Source organism: Pseudomonas sp. GW821-FHT01D09, assembly GCF_059422465.1.
On sequence record NZ_JBWKWY010000002.1, the window covers coordinates 228,800 to 245,539 of the forward strand.

Genomic DNA, 16,740 nt, shown 5'->3' on the forward strand with positions numbered 1-16,740 from the left:
CTTCAGAGAGGAAATCGTCATGAGCAAGAATACCACAGTAGTTGACATGCGCAAATTCGTTGAGGCCCGTAACGGCGAGGTCTTCACCTCAACTCGGCAGGTCGCTGAAGCATTTGAAAAGCTCCACAACCACGTTATTGCCAAGGTCAGAGCGCTTGAGTGTTCTGCTCAGTTTTTAACCGACAACTTTTCGTCGGTTCAGTTTGAGCATCGCGGCAACACCTATGAAGCCTTCGAGATGACCAAGGACGGTTTCATGTTCCTGGTGATGAGCTTCACCGGCAAGAAAGCCGCAGCTATCAAGGAAGGTTACATTGCTGCCTTCAACTGGATGGCGTCTCAGCTGGGACTTTCGAGCAAGAGCCTCGTTGCCAAAGCTGTTTCCGAGGCGCTGGGCGCCGAAGGCGCGAGGACGCTCAGCAACGTAATGCGCTGCCGTGTAGCCAAGCTGGATTCCGAGCATCAACGCAGTGCCACAGCCAAACTCGCCTCAGCACTCCACGCGCGCTTCGATGTTCCGCGCATGGAACTGATTCCCGCCGACCAAATGGACGCGGCCTGCAATTTTGTAGCGAGCTATGCAATCGAGGGCGAGTACATCCCTCGTCAGTCGAGCTTGATCCCGGAAAAGCTTGGTCAGTGTGATCGTTATCTCCTCAGTGCTGACCCAAAAGGCAACGCGCAGATCACTCCAGTTCCAATGGGCGCGTTCGTTCTGACGCGACAGCAGTTCATGCAGTCGATGCTCGTTCACGGGGACATGCCAGTTTCGACGGCGGAAATGTTCGAGTTCGTAGCGCTGGCTACCGAGAATTTGCGGCGCCGGTCGCTCTACCAAGCTTCGCGGAGGGCGGTGGCATGAACTTCACCCTGAAAGCTGGTGGTCGCGCACTGATCCTGATGCCGGAGCGGCCAAATCTGGTTGGTCGCTCCGGCCAACTGATCCGCAAGGTCGAAGAAAACTGGCTGATGCTGGTCGAGGGCAAGCGCTACTCGGTCAGCGAGAAGAGCCTGTTGCCGCTGGACGGATTCAATCCAGGCGCAGCGACGTCAGTCGAGTCGAGGAAAACTGCATGAGCAATATCGTTCCGTTTGATTACGAAGGCCATCCAGTGCAGCTCAGCGCGGATGGCTGGCTTAATGCGACAGCGATATCAAAGAAATTTGGCAAAAGGCCAAGTCATTGGCTCGCGCTCCCAACCACGTTGGAATACCTGGAGGCTTTGGCAAAGCGCCTATGTGTCGGATCCTCCGACACATTAATTCGTCGAAAGATGGGGCGAAGCGGCGGGATATGGCTGCACCCTAAGTTGGCTGTCGCATTTGCGCGGTGGTTGTCCGCCGACTTCTCGGTTTGGTGCGACCTGCAGATTGACGCGCTTCTTCACGGCGACGTGGATGTTCGTAAGCGCTTCGACTCCGCATGCCTTGCCCTTGAGCGTGGTCAGCAACTCGCAAGCCTAAGCGGAAAAGAGCTTTCGGGGTGGCGTTGGTCAAAGCCAGGACTAGAACACAATGTAGATTACTGGCGCGAGCAACTACAGTTGACTCTTGCTCTTGATGCGGCCTAGCCTCATTGCACCACGAAGATCCCCGTTAATTCGGGGCTTTCGTTCAACCGAAAGATAATCAAGGAGCGAAAAATGAACCCGGTCAGTCGCAGAGAAAAAGCGCGAGACGCTAAAGGGAACGAAGTGTTGAAGGTTGAGTATCTCGGAAAGGTAATGAGAGCCAACGTCATTCTTGGATCTAATCAGGCTGAAATTGATAATTCCAAGATCCCTGAAGGCGCAGACATGCAGATGAACATGATTTTGGATCGTGCAGTGGTTGCCAAAGAGGTCCGCGAGATGCTTGACGAGGCCAAGAACGGCAATCACATGCTGTTCATGTGCAGAACGTTCAACATCAGGAAGGATGTGTTGACCGCTCTCGGTTTTGTCGAAGGCGCGCTCACCGCATAGGAAGGGTTGGGCTGTAGTGATACGCTCCCTCCTTTAACAGGGAGGGATGTCATGCGTATTTTATTGGCTTCGGTCATGGCTGTTTCTGTGTTGCTGGCTGCGTGCTCGACACCCGGCGATCTTAAAAAAAATGCCCCAACAATCAGTTCGAGCAGCAAGAAGTCGCCAAAACAATATGCGCTTTGCGTGTTCCCGAAATGGCAGGAGGAGCGATCAGCCTCAACCATGTCCGAAACGGAAGATGGCTATCGCCTTATTGTGGCGACAGACATGATGGCAGACGAGGTCCTTGAAATCGGAAGATCTGGAAGTGGCAGCAGGGTCGCGCTATATCAGCGCATGCCCTGGGCAAAAATGGTGGGGCGAGGCGCGATAGAAGATGCGGTTCGCAGCTGCCTCTAACCGTTTCTGAAGAAAAACCGCCCAACGGCGGTTTTTTTACGCTTGGAGAAATGCAATGGCAGCACTCGCTATTGAATATGCACCGATAGAAACTGTTCGACTCGGCGGGCAATTACGCCAATTTGGCAAAGAGTACAGACTGGCGGTTCGGAGCCCAGCAGAGGCTATTAAGGCTTTGTGTGTCCAAATTCCTGGGCTTGAACGATTTATTAGCTCTGCTAAAGCCCGAGGTCTTGAGTTCGCAGTTTTCCGTGGCAAACGGAACATTGGCGAGACAGAGATTGGCTATCAGGGGCGAGGTGTGATTCGCATAGTCCCGGTAATTACAGGTTCCAAGCGCGCGGGGATTCTTCAGACCATCATCGGCGCTGTCCTGATTGTTGCCTCATTCTTTGCTGGCCCGGCTGGTCCGGGCTTGATGGCCGCCGGTATCGGCCTTGTCGCCGGCGGCGTGATCCAAATGCTCAGCCCCCAGGCCGGCGGCCTCAAGACAAGCGCTGCGCCTGAGAACACACCCGGCTATGCCTTCGGCAGCGCCAAGAACACTACCGCATCGGGTAACCCGGTCCCGCTATGCATCGGCGAACGCCGCTGGGGCGGGGCAATTATCAGCGCAGCCATTTACGCCGAAGATCAGATGTAACGAAAACCCGCAGCACCGCAACCGGCCATGAGCCGGTTTTTTATTGCCTGGAGAAAAGCATGGGCGCAGCAAAGAAGCTCGACATCTACGGCGCCAAGGGTGGTTCCGAGAAGCCAAAGACCCCAACTGAAGCCCCGGACAGTCTGCGCTCTGTCGCCATTGCCAAAATGCTGATCGCGATCGGGGAAGGTGAGTTTGAAGGCACGCCTACCGCGCGGGACATCTATTTAGACAACACTCCGCTGCAAGACCCCCAGGGGAACATGAACTTCCCGAACGTGAAATGGGAGTGGCGTACGGGGGCGGTGGACCAGACCTATATCCAGGGCATTCCGTCGATCGAGAACGAAACCACGATCAGCACCGAGCTGCGTAGTGGCACGCCATGGGTTCGAGCGATCAGCAACACCCAGCTTTCTGCCGTGCGAGTACGTTTCGCCTGGCCGGCGCTCCAGTCCGTGGATTCGAGCAACAACATCAACGGCTACCGTATTGAATACAAGGTCGAGGTGGCCACCGACGGCGGCGCGTATCAGCAGGTACTGAGTGAGGCTGTGGACGGCAAGACCACCAGCACCTACGAACGCACCCGCCGTATCGATTTGCCCCGGGCAACCACCGGCTGGCTGATGCGCATCACGCGCCTGACGACCAATCAGAACAACAACAAAATCGCTGACACCATGCAGATCGCGGGCTTCACCGAGGTGATCGACGCGAAGATTCGCTACCCGAACACGGCGCTGCTCTATATCGAGTTCTCCGCCGAGCAGTTCCGTAGCATTCCGGCGGTGACCGTCGGCTGCAAGGCTCGCAAGTGGCAGGTCCCGAGCAACTATGACCCCGTGTCGCGCACATACAGCGGCATTTGGGATGGGACGCTCAAGGAGGCCTACACCAACAACCCGGTCTGGGCTACGTATGGCATCACCACGGCCGACCGATTTGGCCTAGGCCGTCGTATCAAGCCGTGGATGGTCGACAAGTGGGAGCTGTACCGCATCTCGCAGTATTGCGACCAGCAGGTGCCGGACGGGAAGGGTGGCCAGGAGCCGCGCTTCATTTGCAACCTGAACTTGCAAAGCAAAGCTGATGCCTGGTCTCTGCTGCGCGATATCTCAGCGATCTACCGGGGCATGACCTACTGGGCCCAGGGCCAGGTGTTCACCCTGGCGGATATGCCGCGCGCCACGGACTTCGATTTTGCCTACACCCGCGCGAACGTGATCGACGGCAAGTTCACCTATTCCAGTGCGTCGGAGCGTACCCGCTACACCCGGGCGCTGGTCAGTTACGACAACCCGCTGAACAACTACGACACCGATGTCACCCCGGTGACCGATCCGAAGCTGCAGCGGCGCTACGGCGATAACCCGCTGGAGATCAGCGCTATTGGCTGCACCCGCGAGTCTGAGGCCCAGCGCCGCGGCAAGTGGGCTCTGCTAACCAACTCCAAAGACCGCGCCGTTACCTTTAAGGTCGGCCTCGATGGACGCATTCCGCTGCCTGGCTACGTGATCCCGATTGCGGACGAGCTTCTGGCCGGTAGACCTGTGGGCGGGCGCATCTCGGCGGTGAACGGCAAAGTCATCACACTGGACCGCGATACCCAGGCCAAGCCCGGCGATCGCCTGATCCTCAACCTGCCCGACGGCAAGTGCGAGGGGCGGACCGTGCACCTGGTCAGCGGCCGGCAGATTACCGTGACCGTTGCTTACTCCGTAGTGCCGGAACCTGAGCTGGTGTGGGCGCTGGATGCTGACGACCTGGCCATCCCGTTGTACCGCGTGGTCAGCGTGGCCCGGCCGGAGCCAGGTGTGTTCGAGATCTCGGCTGTCCAGTACGACCCGAGCAAGTTCGCGCACATCGATACCGGCGCACGCCTTGAAGATCGCCCGATCAGCGTTGTGCCGATCACCGTCGTTCCGGCGCCGGCGAGCGTCGATATCACGTCGAATTACTCCGTGGACCAGGGCCTGGCCATCAGCACCATGAACATCTCTTGGCCCGCCGTTGCTGGCGCGGTCGCGTATGACGTGGAGTGGCGCAAGGACAGCGGCAACTGGATCAAGCTGCAGCGCACTGGCTCGACCAGCGTGGACGTTACGGGGATTTACTCGGGTGCCTATCTGGCTCGGGTACGGTCTGTGAGCGCCTTCGAGATCTCTTCGATTTGGAAGAGCTCAAACCTTACCAACTTGGAGGGGAAGGTCGGCTTGCCGCCGGCTGTGGCGTTCCTGACCACCACCAGCCTGGTCTACGGCATTGGCATACAGTGGGGCTTTCCACCAGGTGCAGAGGACACCCAGCGCACAGAGGTCTGGTACAGCGAGTCGCCGGACCTGACGACGGCGATCAAGCTGAGCGACTTCAGCTACCCGCAGGCCAAGCATGAGATGCACAGCCTGCTGGCGGGGGCGAGTCTGTTCTTCTGGGCGCGGCTGGTGGACCGTACCGGCAACGTCGGGCCGTTCTTCCCGATCCCTGGTGCGGTCAATGGCCAGGCAAGTTCGGACCAGACTGAATACGACAAGTATTACGCCGGTAAGATTGGCAAGGGAGCTCTGTACCAGGACTTGCGCGAAGAGATCGAGCTGATTACAGGCGACGGTCCTGGGTCGGTCAATGATCGCCTGGGACAGGCCAAGCAGGAGCTGGAAGAGCTGCTCGGGCAGGTCACGGGTGCAGCGCCTTATGATCCCGGCAAACCTTATCCGGTTGCGGCGTTTGTCCAGGAAGGTGGGCAAATCTACCAGGCTATCCAGGCGGTACCGGCAGGCGTAACCCCGCCGAACTCCACCTACTGGAAGGATATCGGGACGATCCTCGAAACCACGAGCGCGCTCACTCAGCAGATTGCCCTTGTCAGCACGAAGATCGAAGAGATCGACGGAAAGATCGTGGCCACCGCATCATCCATTGAGGCGCTGCGCTCAGCAGCACGGGAAGATGATGGTGCTGGTGACCTGGCGGGCGTGATCAAAGGCTGGCAGTCAACCGCTGATCTGGCTCTGGAGAAGCGCACCAGGGCCACCGAAAACGAGGCGATGGCGCAGCAGTATCTGACGATGAACGCGCAAGTAGGGGCGAACAAGTCAGGGCTGACCGTTCTGGAGCAGGTGGTGGCGACCAACAGGGAGACGGCAGCCACTCAACTGAACCAGCTCAAAAGCGATCTGGCGCTGACCGATGAGAAGGTGGCCGGTAATGCCGTGGCTATCACTGGCCTCGACACAAAGGTCACTGAGGTTGATGGCAGGGTCATGTCCCTGGCAGCCAGCAATGAGTCGTTGCGTGCTTCGGTGCGCGGTGATGATGGTGCCGCTGATTTGGCCGGCGTCGTGAAGTCTTGGGAATCCACGTCTGCCTTCTTCACAGAGAAGAAAGTGCAGGCATCGGCAAATGAGGCTTTGGGCAGGACAACGGAAACCCTGCAATCAAGCATAGGGCAGACCAACGCATCGGTTCAGCAGGTTAGCCAGACGTTGGTTGGTCTCGATGGCAGAGTTTCCGCTCAGACCACCATGAAGGCTCAGACCATCGTTGATGGAAGAAAGGTTATATCGGGCCTTGCGTTTGGCTCAAACGGAGAGCAGTCGGAATTCCTGATTTACGCCCAGCGATTTGCCATCGTGAACGAGCTAGACGGAACGGTAATCCCGATGTTTGTTGTGGAGAACAACCAAGTGGTATTCAACACCGCAATCATCAGCAAGGCGATCATTCAAGAGATCATCCTGGGAATGACTCTACGGTCGCCAACGGTTGACTCCAAAGGCCGACCGCTTCTGGAAATCAATATTCCAGCAGGCAAGTTTACTTTGCGGGGCGAAGACGAAGACGGTTCATCACTGCTGAACAATGGTGGCCTTACAGTATTTGATGCCAACGATATCGACCGCGCGACCGTCGGGAGACTTTCGCCATGATTTATGGACTTCGCACAAAGAGTGCTACTGGAGTTGTTGAGCTCGATGAGAACTCATTTACGGTAAGGATCGTTTACTCGGCCCTTATTCCGAGATCTTCTGGCAGGTTTGTGGATATAGCTATATCGGAAGTCGAGCCCGAAAAATATTCGGCGGTGTGCGTGCCGGTTGCCCCATACAATACAAGCGGGCAGTTTTGGGATGCTATTTGTTTCATTCCAGAAGTTACCCCAGGTAATGTAAGGGTGTGGTTCGGTAACAGGCAGAGCAACAATGGTCCGCTAGGGACGGCAACACAGCGGTTGCTTGTCATGAGGTATAGGTGATGTCATATGGGCTCAGGTTTAAAAATAATAATGATGTCGTAACTCTGGACTCTGAATACGCTCGGCTTGTAGTTCTTGAAAGTGGGACTTGGGATGGTTTCGGGCAGGGGGTTGATGTTCCGTTCGCGGCCCCAGTCTTAACTGACGAGCCTCCTCTGGTTTTTGTCAGGCCCGAGACGGCGGATACTCTTTGCTTTTGTACGCTGAGTGGTGGGGCCGGTGCGTGGTATGGGTTTTCCTTTAAAAGCATTGTAGGGGTGCCAACACGAGGTAAGTGGTTTGTTGCGGCATTCAAATCTGTGCCCACTGCAATTTATGGTATGAGGTTGCGGGATGGTAGCTCAAAGCTTCTATTTGATAGCGCAACACCTGCCGCCCAGTTCACGAGGAGTATCACAAGCTGGCAATATATTGGCGCCTCATCTACTGGGCAAGGGCAAACTAGGCTGAGTTGGACGGCCCCGTTTAATCTGTCATCAGGCGATTATATGCTCTTAAATAATATTGCTATGGATGTGGCGGGCTTAACATCTAGGCAGGGGAATATGTACGCGGTTTGGGAATATGCACTTGATAGACTTGTGATGCAGGTCGTTGGCGTGGACATATCAACCACTCTCTATAACCCTGTTGTTTTTGCCAAGCCCATGTCTTAGCGATTGAAATTACTGATCAAACCCAATAGCCGCCTTGTGCGGTTTTTTGTTGCCTGGAGAAAAATATGGGTTGGTACAAAGAGGGAAAGGTGAACGTTGTCGCTGGTCAAACCAACGTCACTGGCGTGGGTACGAACTTCGCAGCGAACACGCTTACTGGGGATGCATTCATCGGCCCAGACGGCCAGTGGTACGAGGTCATCAACGCCCCGAGCCCGACCACGCTGTCGATCAGCCCTGCATACCGCAGTGCCACGGTGTCGAACGCAAACTATGCTGTGATGCCGGTGCAGGGCTACCAGCGCGATCTGGCCATTGTTGCAGGAGACATCATCCGGCAGTGGGGTTCTACACTGGCCGGGCTGGGCACGGTCTCAACCGAGAACGTTGTGCCGGTGACGAAGGGTGGCACAGGCGGAACAACGGCGGCTCTTGCTCGCGCCAACCTGGAACTGAAATCCGCATCTATTGCGGATCTGGTGGGCATCATCACGCAAGCCGCCGGCGTCCCAGCGGGTGCAGTCTTCCAGCGTGGTAGCAATGCCAGCGGCGAGTTCATTCGTTTTGCCGACGGCACGCAGATCTGTTGGCACACGGCCACGGCCAACTTCGCGGTCTCAACTGGTCCAGCTTCTGGCCTCTACTATGCCTCGTATGGGTGGACCTATCCGGCTCAGTTCGTAGGGACGCCTGTGCCCAGGGGGATCTCCAATTCGCCCGGGGCGCTGACCTTGGAGCTCGCTCCAACGACGGGCACTACAGCCGCATCAATTGGCATTGCGTCGATTGTGTCCCTGGCTGCTCGAAACTTCACTATGACGCTGTTCGCAATTGGAAGGTGGTACTGATGATCATTAAGTTCAAACCCTGCGCCCCGGTCGACCCTACCGAAACGCTGCAGATCAAAAAGCGCGGTGACGTGCTGACGGTCAACGGCGAGCGCTTTGACTTCCGGCCACTGCCTGACGGTGCAACGCTTCCCGCATCGGCAATCGACTGTGACTACATCGAGGAAAGCGTGCTGCGTGTCGATGGCGACCTGATCATCACGTTCCGCCTTCCTGTTGCGCCTGGTGCCAGCCAGGCGGCCTGCTTCCCGCGCGACATCATCAATCCGCCTGATGGCAATGTGAGCATTCCCCTATGATCGAAAACATCGATTTCAGCCAAGCAATCACAGTTGAGAAGCGCCTGGAGGATGAACAGAAGCAGGCGCTGGAGTCGGCACGGGCATCGCGCCAGGCCGCCTACCTTGCCGAGTCTGACCCGCTGCGTCTGGAAGCCGACTATGACGCCCTGAGCCAGGGTCTGGAGCCTGACTACACCGCATGGCTCGCTTCTGTGGCAGCCATCAAGGCGCGCTACCCGATGCCGGTCAGCGTTGGGCCTCTCGCTGACTGATCCGCGCGCTGAGTACAGACACCCGCCATCGAGCGGGTTTATTTTTGCCTGGAGAAAAGCATGATCACTTCCGATAAAGACCGGGACATCCTAGCGCGCACGCTGTGGGGCGAGGCCCGTGGGGAAGGCCTGGACGGCCAGATCGCCGTGGCCTGGACCATCCGCAACCGCGTGTTCGACGGCAAGGCCAAGTCCTGGTGGGGGGAGGGCTACGCCGGCGTGTGCCTGAAGCCCTGGCAGTTCAGCTGCTGGAACCAGAACGACCCTAACTACGCCTACCTCAGCGGTGCGAAGCCGATCCCGGCCGCGCAGTTTGCCCAGGCCCAGCGCGCGGCTGACCAGGTGATGACCGGCGCGGTAGCGGATCCAACCGGTGGGGCCACGCACTACTACGCAACCACGATGCCCAAGGCCCCGGCCTGGGCGGCGAAGGCCAAGCAAACGCTGCGCCTCGGGCATCACATCTTTTTCAAGGATGTGCCGTGATGACGCCCATCCAGAAGCTGGCCGGGCTGGTGGTGCTGATCCTGGTGCTGATGGTCAGCGCCGCCGGCTTCACCTGGCAGGTGCAGGACTGGCGCATGGGCAAGAAGCTGGCCGAGCAGGCCGGCCTGCACCAGGGCGAAATGGCCGGTGTCAGCGCGGCGGCTGCCAAGCAGGTGAGCGCCGAGCAGGGCAGGCGCCTGGCCCTGGAGCAGACGCTGGCCACCTCCGATCAACAACACACCCGAGAACTTTCCGATGCTCAACGCAACCAGGCTCTGCTGCGTGACCGCCTTGCTACTGCTGATGTGCGGCTGTCAGTCCTTCTCGACGCAACGGATTCAGCCGGTGGCTGCAACGTGCCTGCCGCCCCCGGCGCCGTCGGCGTGGTTCATGGAGCCCGTAGAGCCCAACTTGACCCAGCGCATGCTCAACGAATTATCGCCATCACCGATGCCGGCGACCAAGGACTGATCGCGCTGCGGGCTTGCCAGGCGTATGCGAGGGCAATAGCTCGCTGACACTCGATCAGTCGGGCGCCATGAGGACTGCCAAAGTCAACTTGATGAATTCTTCGTTCCAGTCGAGCGTGTTTAGAGCACCCCGCACGTTTTCGGCGACGGTAGTGCCGCCTTGCTGCTCAACCCAATTCGTAAGCTCCATGATGGCAGCTTCAAGGGCGAGTTGGTTTTCGTTGATTTTGGACAGCAGGGAAGGGAGTAGTGAAGGGAGCAGGTCAGAGTTCGGCATCGGTGTTCCTCCTTGGAGTGAACAGCTTAGCAGTTGGGTTGCTTGGTGGTGGATTGTGAGCTGTCGGCAGGACGCCGTGGACGGGTGGGAAGTAGTACCAATACTCGGAGGTGCCCCCTTGCTCCTCGGGGCTTGTAGCTGCGCGAAGTTAGTGAGGTTATGGTACTGAAAGCACGTTGCAAAGCTTATGCCGTGGTGTTTTGGTGGTCGGATTGCAAATCCGCCTACGCCGGTTCGATTCCGACCTCGGCCTCCACTCTTGAAAACCCCGTAGATTAGCGTCTACGGGGTTTTTTATTGCTTGCTAGAAAGTGCTGGAGTTCCGAAATTTTAGAAGGTGGAGTTCCGAAACTATCTCATTTTGAAGGCTTCACGAGCGCACCGATGCGCCGGTACACACGCTTGGCGATCAAGGGGCCCCGTTGAAGGGGCGCACGACGTTTTCCATGGTGATCATGCGCGGGCATACGTCATAGACGTCGGTGATGTAGTGCTCGGCGCCTGGGTGGTTACGCTTGTGCATGCTGATGGCGTCGGTCCATGGTCGCGCCACCGCCACCGGCGAAGTTGAGGCCGTACTGGGTTCTGGCTGTTGATAAATCTGGTCGAGGATTAAAGGAGCCTCCATGGACGATATTTCTAGATTTGTTCACAATCACACATTGAGTGATGGCTAGGAGCCACAAATGCTTCCCGAGGAAATTCGTTTTAAAACTAATACATTGCTGAAAGTCGCCCTGTCGCCCCCAGGAGCATTGTTTATTGTTGTGGCTATAGTCCTGATGTTTCAGCGTTGGACTTTTGATAACGCTGCTGCTTGGGTCCAAGCCATAGGTTCCATAGGCGCGATTATCGGCGCATTTATGGTTGCTACTCGAACTCATGAATTGGAAAGGCGAAAAAGTCGCGAGGCTGACCTAGGCGTTGAGATACGCGCTGTGTCTTTGGCAGAAGGTATTGTTCAAGAAGCGGTGTCTGCGTTGACTACGATTTGTAGCGACTTTTATCGGCCGGGTGAGACTCCATCTGGATTGAAGCGCTTGGAAAGTGTCCATCAGGCGTTGATGATTGCTATTTCTCAGCCTGTGAGCGAACAAGCGTTGAAGCCCACATTGAAGGCTCTTCAAAGTGTTAGCCACTCCTGCGGTATTCTTCAGGATGCTTTGTCCCATGCAGGAACACTTCGTACTCAGGATAGAGAGACTCTGAGGCGTCACCTTGACGGTATGAAAGCTCATAGAGATATTCTTAAGGAAATTCTCGGGGACATACGTGCGCGGATGAAGCGCAATCTGTAGCTCCCCATCTTTATAGACTGAAAAGGGGACAGATTTATTTATCTCTGATAAATCTGCCCCAATTTCTCTCACTGCCGCCAACTCAAGGCCAAAAACTGCTTACTCCCCTATTGCAGCGGAACATAAATATCCGTTTGCCATTGATCCATCGGCGTCTGGGGATAGGTGCTCAGGTAGTTGAAAAACAGTGGCTGGTCACGCAGTTCCTCTCCACTGGTAGGAAGCCAGTCGCGGTAAATCGGGTAGATCGTTTCGCCAATATGATCCGGTGACCCCGCGTGTTGCACCACAACGCAGCGCCCGCCAGAAATGACGAGCTCGTGCACGCCGAACTCATTCGGCGCCACCGCCTCATGAATCTCGCCGCAGATTGCGAAGCGGAATGCTTGGGGAGGTGTTGTGTCGGGGTTGTTATAGGGAATGCCGAAGGTACGACTCGATGCCTGCGGCGACTGGCCGCTCTGGATTCGCCATTCGATGAACTTGCGCACACTCTCATTGACGAGCCCGGGAGGGCCGCAGTGCTCAAGCGCTGCTACTTTGACCTCGGGGAAATCCACGATTCTTACTTGCATGATGATAGTCCTGGAAAAGTGAGGGATTGCGAAGACCGTATTCCAGACCTGCCAGTTCGGTTCCTTGCTGAATGCACTCGGTGTCATGCCGATCGCCCGCTTGAACGCCCTGCAAAATGCCTCGGGGCTTTCAAAGCCGGCATCGAGTGCCGCGTCCAGCACCGAGTGATCCGCAAGGGCCGCCAGGCGATGTGCCGCGCGGCGTAGGCGCATCAGTTGCACATAACGTGAGACCGGCACGCCAACGAACGCGGTGAATTGGCGGTGGAAGTGAAATGCCGAAAAGTTTGCCACACGGCTCAACGTCTTCACCGACAGGTCACCTTCGAGATTGCCATCAATGTAGGCGAGCACGGCGTTGAAGCGTTTTGTGTAAGCGCAATGGGGCGGCAGGTCAGACACTGGAAAAGCTCCTGGAAGTACGGTCGCCAATAGAGTCGACTATAGCGACGTAAGGGTGCCTAGCCGAGTTTGCTCAAGGCATGAGGCTGGCCCACCGTGGCGGGGACGTCGAACAGCCTACGCAACAGGTACTGGATGTATTGTGGGGGAGTACGTGTCAAAGACAGGAGCGTTTCGACCCAAAGCCTTCAGTCGACCTGAGGGCATGGGTTGAAGGGTATGTACCAGTGGGCTGCGGAGTCGAGATGGATGTGTTTCTGCTTTTGAGGCAAGAAGGGTGTATCGAGCGTGCCCAGTGCTATTGAAACCCAGTTGGCAAACTCGCCTTGAGACCGTGACCAGAACAATGCCGACCCGCACTGCGCGCAAAACTCGCGTACTACCGTCTTTGACGATGCATAAGTTTTGATATGGACGGAGCCACCAGCTATGCGCAGCGCGCTACGCGGAACACTGCCGTAAGAAGCAAATGCTGCCCCATGACCTTTGCGGCACTGGCTGCAATGACAATGAATCACTGCTTTCGGCGTGGCGGATAGCTCGTAACTGACGGCTGTGCATAGGCAGCTTCCCTGGTACACCTTTGTCATACGCTCTTCCATTGATGCGAAAAACGCCAGCGTAACCGGCGCAGTCTAATCAGTCGACTGACTTGAAGATCACATCCAGGTTAATACAGTGACAATGCACAATGGGACATAAAGGAGATCGGATTTATTTATCGAAAAGTGGCCTGCTCTCGGACAATAAATCGGTGCCATTTTTGTTTTTTGATGATGATCAGGCACGCCGCGCCATCAATAGGGTCGAGGCCGCAGCGGATAACAAACCGGCACAGCAACGATTAAAAATCTTCTTCCCACGAGGCTGTGTAAACCAGCGGCGCATGTGCAGTCCGATGTATGCATAGACGCCAATGGCAATCCACTCCAATGCCAGGAACAACACTCCGAGCAGTGTGAATTGGGATCCAACGTCTACCGTTGGGTCAACGAATTGAGGTAAGAACGCGGTAAAGATCAGAATGGCTTTGGGGTTGCCGGCGGCGACGAGGAACTCCTGCCTTGCTAACCCCCACAACCCCACCCGAGTGTTTTCTGATTCGGCTTGTGCTTGTGGTGTGGCGTTCCACAGCTGATACGCCAAATAAAAAAGGTACGCCGCGCCGACTATCTTGATCCCGTAGAAGACGAGCTCTGAAGTTTGCAATACGACGGCCAGGCCCGCCGAAGCGAGTGCGATCATGATTGCGAATGCCAACAAACGGCCGACGCCTGCGAGGCAGGAGGTGCGATATCCGTAGCGCGTTGCATTGCTGATGGACAGCAGATTGTTGGGCCCTGGCGCCATATTCAGCGCAAAGCATGCGGGCAGGAATAACGCTAGTGTTGCAAAGTCCATAGGCCTCTCCAGAACCGTTTTGCATCAATCTTATAGTTGAAACCCTGTAGGTGTCAGCGTCCGCTGAGCACCTTTCAAGCGACTTACTGGACACTTATTGGCGAGTAATTATCGAGACCGCTTGCGTCGGCGAAACCACGGCGGTGTCTATGCAAAACGGCGCCTCGTCCCACGCTTCATATTCATGATCCAGTACAGACTGCCAAGTGGGTGGAGTCAGCCCTGGAACATCAATCTTCCTTGTTTCTACCCGCCGCTGATGTTCATTTTTATCAGAGCAAATCACTTGAATATTGACTAACCGGACACCGGCCTTTGAGGCGACTTCGCTCCAGGCTATTCGGCTTTCGTTCACAGGGTTTACACAATCAACGACGACTGTGTGGCCGAGGCGAAGATTACTCAATGCAAGCTCGTTAGCAACCCTGTAGCCACTGCGTCCCACGTCTTGTGCAAATGCACCGGAGGAGTTGCGGAGCGCTTGCTCAATCGTATCGATCCGTAGGTAGACGGCACTTGTCGTAGCCGCGAGGTCCTTGGCGATAGTGGTTTTTCCGGTGCCGGGAAGGCCGCTGAATACGATAAGCACGCTATGTCCTTCGCTGAGTGGGTGTTGCCTGGCAGTTAGGATCGTTTGTGTAACACAACCTGAAGGGGGGCGTGGAAGTGGCTGATGGTTCACAGGCGTCAGCCCACAGACTGCAACCATTCAAGTAGCTCCATTTCCACGCTACCCAGCTTAGGCGCGGTAGGCGATAGCAGGCAGTACTGCGAGCCATCTTCAACAAACCCCAATGGCGCGGCTAACACACCGCTTTGCATAAAGGGGAGCGGATTTATTTATCGAAAAAAGTGGCCTGTTCTCCGAAAATAAATCTGTCCCGTTTTTATGCAGCCTCTAGATGCATTTCATCTGGCTTAGACCCTTCACCGCCACTCTGGCGGGACGGCCTGGAGGGAATTAGCTCGAAGCCGCTCCAATAGCGACGGGCCTCACGGGAGATTGAGCACCCCCTTTGATCTTCAAGGGCAGGACTATTGCGCAAGATGACCAGACCTGGTTTTCTGCCAGTTCGTCCAGCTTGGCGTTCTGGATCTGATAGATGCCCGCCTGAGTCAGATTGTTATGGTGGATAGCGAAGGGGAGCCCCTTAGGTGTTCCCTCCGGTTGTTTCGTGCCGTCGAGCATGCCTTTTGGAGCTGGGTCAGTGAACGGGTTATCCAAAGCGACTGCCACGATTTCATGCTGCTGCAAATAAAGCGCTGCGTCATAACCGAGCCCCGGGCCCTGGGTGTAATACTTTGCTGGAGCTTCATCCCAGTTCTTACCCCAGCCTGTGTAAATCAGCAGCATATCTCCGGGCAGGAGACCTCGTTTGGCCAGCCCTTGTGCTTTTAGCATGCCTTCGATATCAGCCTGGCTGATAATCTGATTGTCGTTGAGACGCTTGCCATTATTCAGGTAGCGAGCGGCATCCAGCAAGATGGCGGAGGTTACAATGGGCGGGACTTTTTCGATTCCCAAGGCTTGGAGCCTTGAATCATCGGTAGGTTTGATCTGCTGATGTGTCCAGCCTCCGTAGTATTTGAGTTTGTCTTTTGGAAACTCACCCTTGCCATCCCATATGAATGGAAGATACCCGAAGTGGCCAAGGGCATCGATCTGAGTGCCTTGCCCCCCGATATTTCCTTGGACCGATTCGGTGTTGAAGCCGTGGCGAGTATTAGGTAGGCCATGCGGGGCATCAAAGCGATACTGTTCGTTCTCGGCGAACTTCGCTTGTGGCATCTCATTGGCCCGCTCGTGAGAGAGTTCAAAAGCTTTGGCGCCTGGTTTTTCTAACTCAAGCGCGCAACGCGCCCAAGTAGCAGTACCGAGATGACGGGCCATGCCGATCTGATCTTTTAGGTTCTCGGCCAGAGCGGGTGTCGATATTATTGGAAGAATAGACAGCCCCAGCCCCCAAACTGAGATGCCAAACTTCCTCTTTACGCTGCTCATGACGATCTCCTCTAGGTGAGTCGCCAAGGTAGACAAAAATACTCAGGAAAAAAATAACAATAAACTTAATTATGTTCTAAAGATTTCTTATTAATTGATAAGCAACTGCCCCGGATGCGTGTCTCAAATTCGCCGATCAGGAGGGAGCTAGTTTCCTTGCGGAGATTATGGATATACCATCTTACGGGGTCTTGTAGTAACCTTTTAAATGACGATAGAGTTTTGCCAAGTTTAAAATCTTTAATTTTTATTAATTGAACTGCCGCTAGGAATTGAATGGCAGCGTCGATTTTTTTGTCGCCGACGATGGCGAAAATTTTGATTTCGTCTTTGTGGTTTTTATATCAAAAAGGAATTTTCATATTCCTTTGAGCTATAAGACGGAAGGTTGATATTTTGGGGTTGACGAGCTTTCCTGGAGGAATTACGTTTTGCGTAATTCGATTACGAAAATGAAAAAGGCTGTTTAGATTAAAAATCTGTAAGCTATTTCACCCGTCCCATGCCA

The 16,740-nt window shown here is 55.6% G+C and carries 20 protein-coding genes; 13 read left to right on the top strand and 7 right to left on the bottom strand.

Annotated features, from left to right (window positions below; all coding sequences use genetic code 11):
• The first annotated feature begins 19 nt into the window (after window positions 1-19).
• From AC07W7_RS03805 to AC07W7_RS03860, 12 genes are all read left to right on the top strand, one after another.
• Complete coding sequence (locus AC07W7_RS03805; RefSeq protein WP_495038746.1) at window positions 20-862, top strand: Rha family transcriptional regulator; 843 nt, start codon at window positions 20-22, stop codon at window positions 860-862.
• Window positions 859-1,077 (top strand): hypothetical protein, encoded by a 219-nt coding sequence (locus AC07W7_RS03810; protein WP_495038747.1) that lies wholly within the window; start codon window positions 859-861, stop codon window positions 1,075-1,077. Before AC07W7_RS03805 ends, AC07W7_RS03810 begins: the two co-directional genes overlap by 4 nt.
• Window positions 1,074-1,571 carry a KilA-N domain-containing protein gene (locus AC07W7_RS03815; RefSeq protein WP_495038748.1) on the top strand — a complete coding sequence of 166 codons (498 nt, stop codon included), beginning with the start codon at window positions 1,074-1,076 and terminating at the stop codon, window positions 1,569-1,571. The genes AC07W7_RS03810 and AC07W7_RS03815 overlap by 4 nt, the downstream gene beginning before the upstream one ends.
• A 72-nt stretch (window positions 1,572-1,643) precedes the next feature.
• Window positions 1,644-1,964 carry a hypothetical protein gene (locus AC07W7_RS03820; RefSeq protein ID WP_495038749.1) on the top strand — a complete coding sequence of 107 codons (321 nt, stop codon included), beginning with the start codon at window positions 1,644-1,646 and terminating at the stop codon, window positions 1,962-1,964.
• Window positions 1,965-2,015: 51 nt separating this feature from the next.
• Window positions 2,016-2,366 (top strand): hypothetical protein, encoded by a 351-nt coding sequence (locus AC07W7_RS03825; RefSeq protein WP_495038750.1) that lies wholly within the window; start codon window positions 2,016-2,018, stop codon window positions 2,364-2,366.
• 55 nt (window positions 2,367-2,421) lie between these two features.
• The gene (locus AC07W7_RS03830) at window positions 2,422-3,009 is read left to right on the top strand and encodes a tail assembly protein (RefSeq protein ID WP_495038751.1); all 588 of its coding nucleotides are present in this window, start codon (window positions 2,422-2,424) and stop codon (window positions 3,007-3,009) included.
• A gap of 59 nt (window positions 3,010-3,068) precedes the next feature.
• A complete protein-coding gene (locus AC07W7_RS03835; protein ID WP_495038752.1) occupies window positions 3,069-6,938 on the top strand; it encodes a TipJ family phage tail tip protein in 3,870 nt (1,289 codons plus the stop codon).
• 1,047 nt (window positions 6,939-7,985) lie between these two features.
• Window positions 7,986-8,768: a phage tail protein gene (locus AC07W7_RS03840; protein ID WP_495038753.1), complete on the top strand. Its 783-nt coding sequence runs from the start codon at window positions 7,986-7,988 to the stop codon at window positions 8,766-8,768.
• Window positions 8,768-9,067, top strand: a complete 300-nt coding sequence (locus AC07W7_RS03845) for a hypothetical protein (protein WP_495038754.1) — start codon at window positions 8,768-8,770, stop codon at window positions 9,065-9,067. The genes AC07W7_RS03840 and AC07W7_RS03845 overlap by 1 nt, the downstream gene beginning before the upstream one ends.
• Entirely contained in the window at window positions 9,064-9,321 is a 258-nt protein-coding gene (locus AC07W7_RS03850; protein ID WP_495038755.1) for a hypothetical protein, read from the top strand. Before AC07W7_RS03845 ends, AC07W7_RS03850 begins: the two co-directional genes overlap by 4 nt.
• Before the next feature lie 60 nt (window positions 9,322-9,381).
• Window positions 9,382-9,807: a cell wall hydrolase gene (locus AC07W7_RS03855; protein ID WP_495038756.1), complete on the top strand. Its 426-nt coding sequence runs from the start codon at window positions 9,382-9,384 to the stop codon at window positions 9,805-9,807.
• Window positions 9,807-10,325, top strand: coding sequence for a lysis system spanin subunit (locus AC07W7_RS03860; protein WP_495038757.1), 519 nt, complete (start codon window positions 9,807-9,809; stop codon window positions 10,323-10,325). The genes AC07W7_RS03855 and AC07W7_RS03860 overlap by 1 nt, the downstream gene beginning before the upstream one ends.
• Window positions 10,326-10,332: 7 nt before the next feature.
• Here the strand turns inward: AC07W7_RS03860 and AC07W7_RS03865 are convergent, their stop codons facing one another.
• A complete protein-coding gene (locus AC07W7_RS03865; RefSeq protein ID WP_495038758.1) occupies window positions 10,333-10,554 on the bottom strand; it encodes a hypothetical protein in 222 nt (73 codons plus the stop codon).
• A gap of 409 nt (window positions 10,555-10,963) precedes the next feature.
• Complete coding sequence (locus tag AC07W7_RS03870) at window positions 10,964-11,182, bottom strand: hypothetical protein (protein WP_495038759.1); 219 nt, start codon at window positions 11,180-11,182, stop codon at window positions 10,964-10,966.
• 58 nt (window positions 11,183-11,240) lie between these two features.
• On the opposite strand from AC07W7_RS03870, the gene AC07W7_RS03875 reads away from it, so the two are divergent.
• Window positions 11,241-11,852, top strand: a complete 612-nt coding sequence (locus AC07W7_RS03875; protein ID WP_169866942.1) for a hypothetical protein — start codon at window positions 11,241-11,243, stop codon at window positions 11,850-11,852.
• Window positions 11,853-11,959: 107 nt separating this feature from the next.
• Here AC07W7_RS03875 and AC07W7_RS03880 read toward each other — a convergent pair whose 3' ends face one another.
• The 5 genes from AC07W7_RS03880 to AC07W7_RS03900 form a co-directional block, all read right to left on the bottom strand.
• Window positions 11,960-12,829, bottom strand: a complete 870-nt coding sequence (locus tag AC07W7_RS03880; protein WP_495038760.1) for an AraC family transcriptional regulator — start codon at window positions 12,827-12,829, stop codon at window positions 11,960-11,962.
• Window positions 12,830-13,017: 188 nt separating this feature from the next.
• Window positions 13,018-13,419 carry a GFA family protein gene (locus AC07W7_RS03885; protein ID WP_495038761.1) on the bottom strand — a complete coding sequence of 134 codons (402 nt, stop codon included), beginning with the start codon at window positions 13,417-13,419 and terminating at the stop codon, window positions 13,018-13,020.
• A 190-nt stretch (window positions 13,420-13,609) separates the two neighbouring features.
• Window positions 13,610-14,230 carry a LysE family translocator gene (locus AC07W7_RS03890; protein ID WP_169901869.1) on the bottom strand — a complete coding sequence of 207 codons (621 nt, stop codon included), beginning with the start codon at window positions 14,228-14,230 and terminating at the stop codon, window positions 13,610-13,612.
• A 94-nt stretch (window positions 14,231-14,324) separates the two neighbouring features.
• Window positions 14,325-14,819: a P-loop nucleotide/nucleoside kinase family protein gene (locus AC07W7_RS03895; protein WP_495038762.1), complete on the bottom strand. Its 495-nt coding sequence runs from the start codon at window positions 14,817-14,819 to the stop codon at window positions 14,325-14,327.
• Window positions 14,820-15,191: 372 nt separating this feature from the next.
• Entirely contained in the window at window positions 15,192-16,232 is a 1,041-nt protein-coding gene (locus AC07W7_RS03900) for a cyclase family protein (protein ID WP_099169949.1), read from the bottom strand.
• Window positions 16,233-16,740 lie beyond the last annotated feature (508 nt).

Coding starts and splice junctions, on each gene's coding strand:
- AC07W7_RS03890 (WP_169901869.1), bottom strand. CDS start 14,230: ATGGACTTTGCAACACTAGCGTTATTCCTGCCCGCATGCTTTGCGCTG.
- AC07W7_RS03840 (WP_495038753.1), top strand. CDS start 7,986: ATGGGTTGGTACAAAGAGGGAAAGGTGAACGTTGTCGCTGGTCAAACC.
- AC07W7_RS03885 (WP_495038761.1), bottom strand. CDS start 13,419: ATGACAAAGGTGTACCAGGGAAGCTGCCTATGCACAGCCGTCAGTTAC.
- AC07W7_RS03805 (WP_495038746.1), top strand. CDS start 20: ATGAGCAAGAATACCACAGTAGTTGACATGCGCAAATTCGTTGAGGCC.
- AC07W7_RS03855 (WP_495038756.1), top strand. CDS start 9,382: ATGATCACTTCCGATAAAGACCGGGACATCCTAGCGCGCACGCTGTGG.
- AC07W7_RS03870 (WP_495038759.1), bottom strand. CDS start 11,182: ATGGAGGCTCCTTTAATCCTCGACCAGATTTATCAACAGCCAGAACCC.
- AC07W7_RS03865 (WP_495038758.1), bottom strand. CDS start 10,554: ATGCCGAACTCTGACCTGCTCCCTTCACTACTCCCTTCCCTGCTGTCC.
- AC07W7_RS03815 (WP_495038748.1), top strand. CDS start 1,074: ATGAGCAATATCGTTCCGTTTGATTACGAAGGCCATCCAGTGCAGCTC.
- AC07W7_RS03810 (WP_495038747.1), top strand. CDS start 859: ATGAACTTCACCCTGAAAGCTGGTGGTCGCGCACTGATCCTGATGCCG.
- AC07W7_RS03850 (WP_495038755.1), top strand. CDS start 9,064: ATGATCGAAAACATCGATTTCAGCCAAGCAATCACAGTTGAGAAGCGC.
- AC07W7_RS03860 (WP_495038757.1), top strand. CDS start 9,807: ATGACGCCCATCCAGAAGCTGGCCGGGCTGGTGGTGCTGATCCTGGTG.
- AC07W7_RS03900 (WP_099169949.1), bottom strand. CDS start 16,232: ATGAGCAGCGTAAAGAGGAAGTTTGGCATCTCAGTTTGGGGGCTGGGG.
- AC07W7_RS03875 (WP_169866942.1), top strand. CDS start 11,241: ATGCTTCCCGAGGAAATTCGTTTTAAAACTAATACATTGCTGAAAGTC.
- AC07W7_RS03835 (WP_495038752.1), top strand. CDS start 3,069: ATGGGCGCAGCAAAGAAGCTCGACATCTACGGCGCCAAGGGTGGTTCC.
- AC07W7_RS03845 (WP_495038754.1), top strand. CDS start 8,768: ATGATCATTAAGTTCAAACCCTGCGCCCCGGTCGACCCTACCGAAACG.
- AC07W7_RS03825 (WP_495038750.1), top strand. CDS start 2,016: ATGCGTATTTTATTGGCTTCGGTCATGGCTGTTTCTGTGTTGCTGGCT.
- AC07W7_RS03820 (WP_495038749.1), top strand. CDS start 1,644: ATGAACCCGGTCAGTCGCAGAGAAAAAGCGCGAGACGCTAAAGGGAAC.
- AC07W7_RS03830 (WP_495038751.1), top strand. CDS start 2,422: ATGGCAGCACTCGCTATTGAATATGCACCGATAGAAACTGTTCGACTC.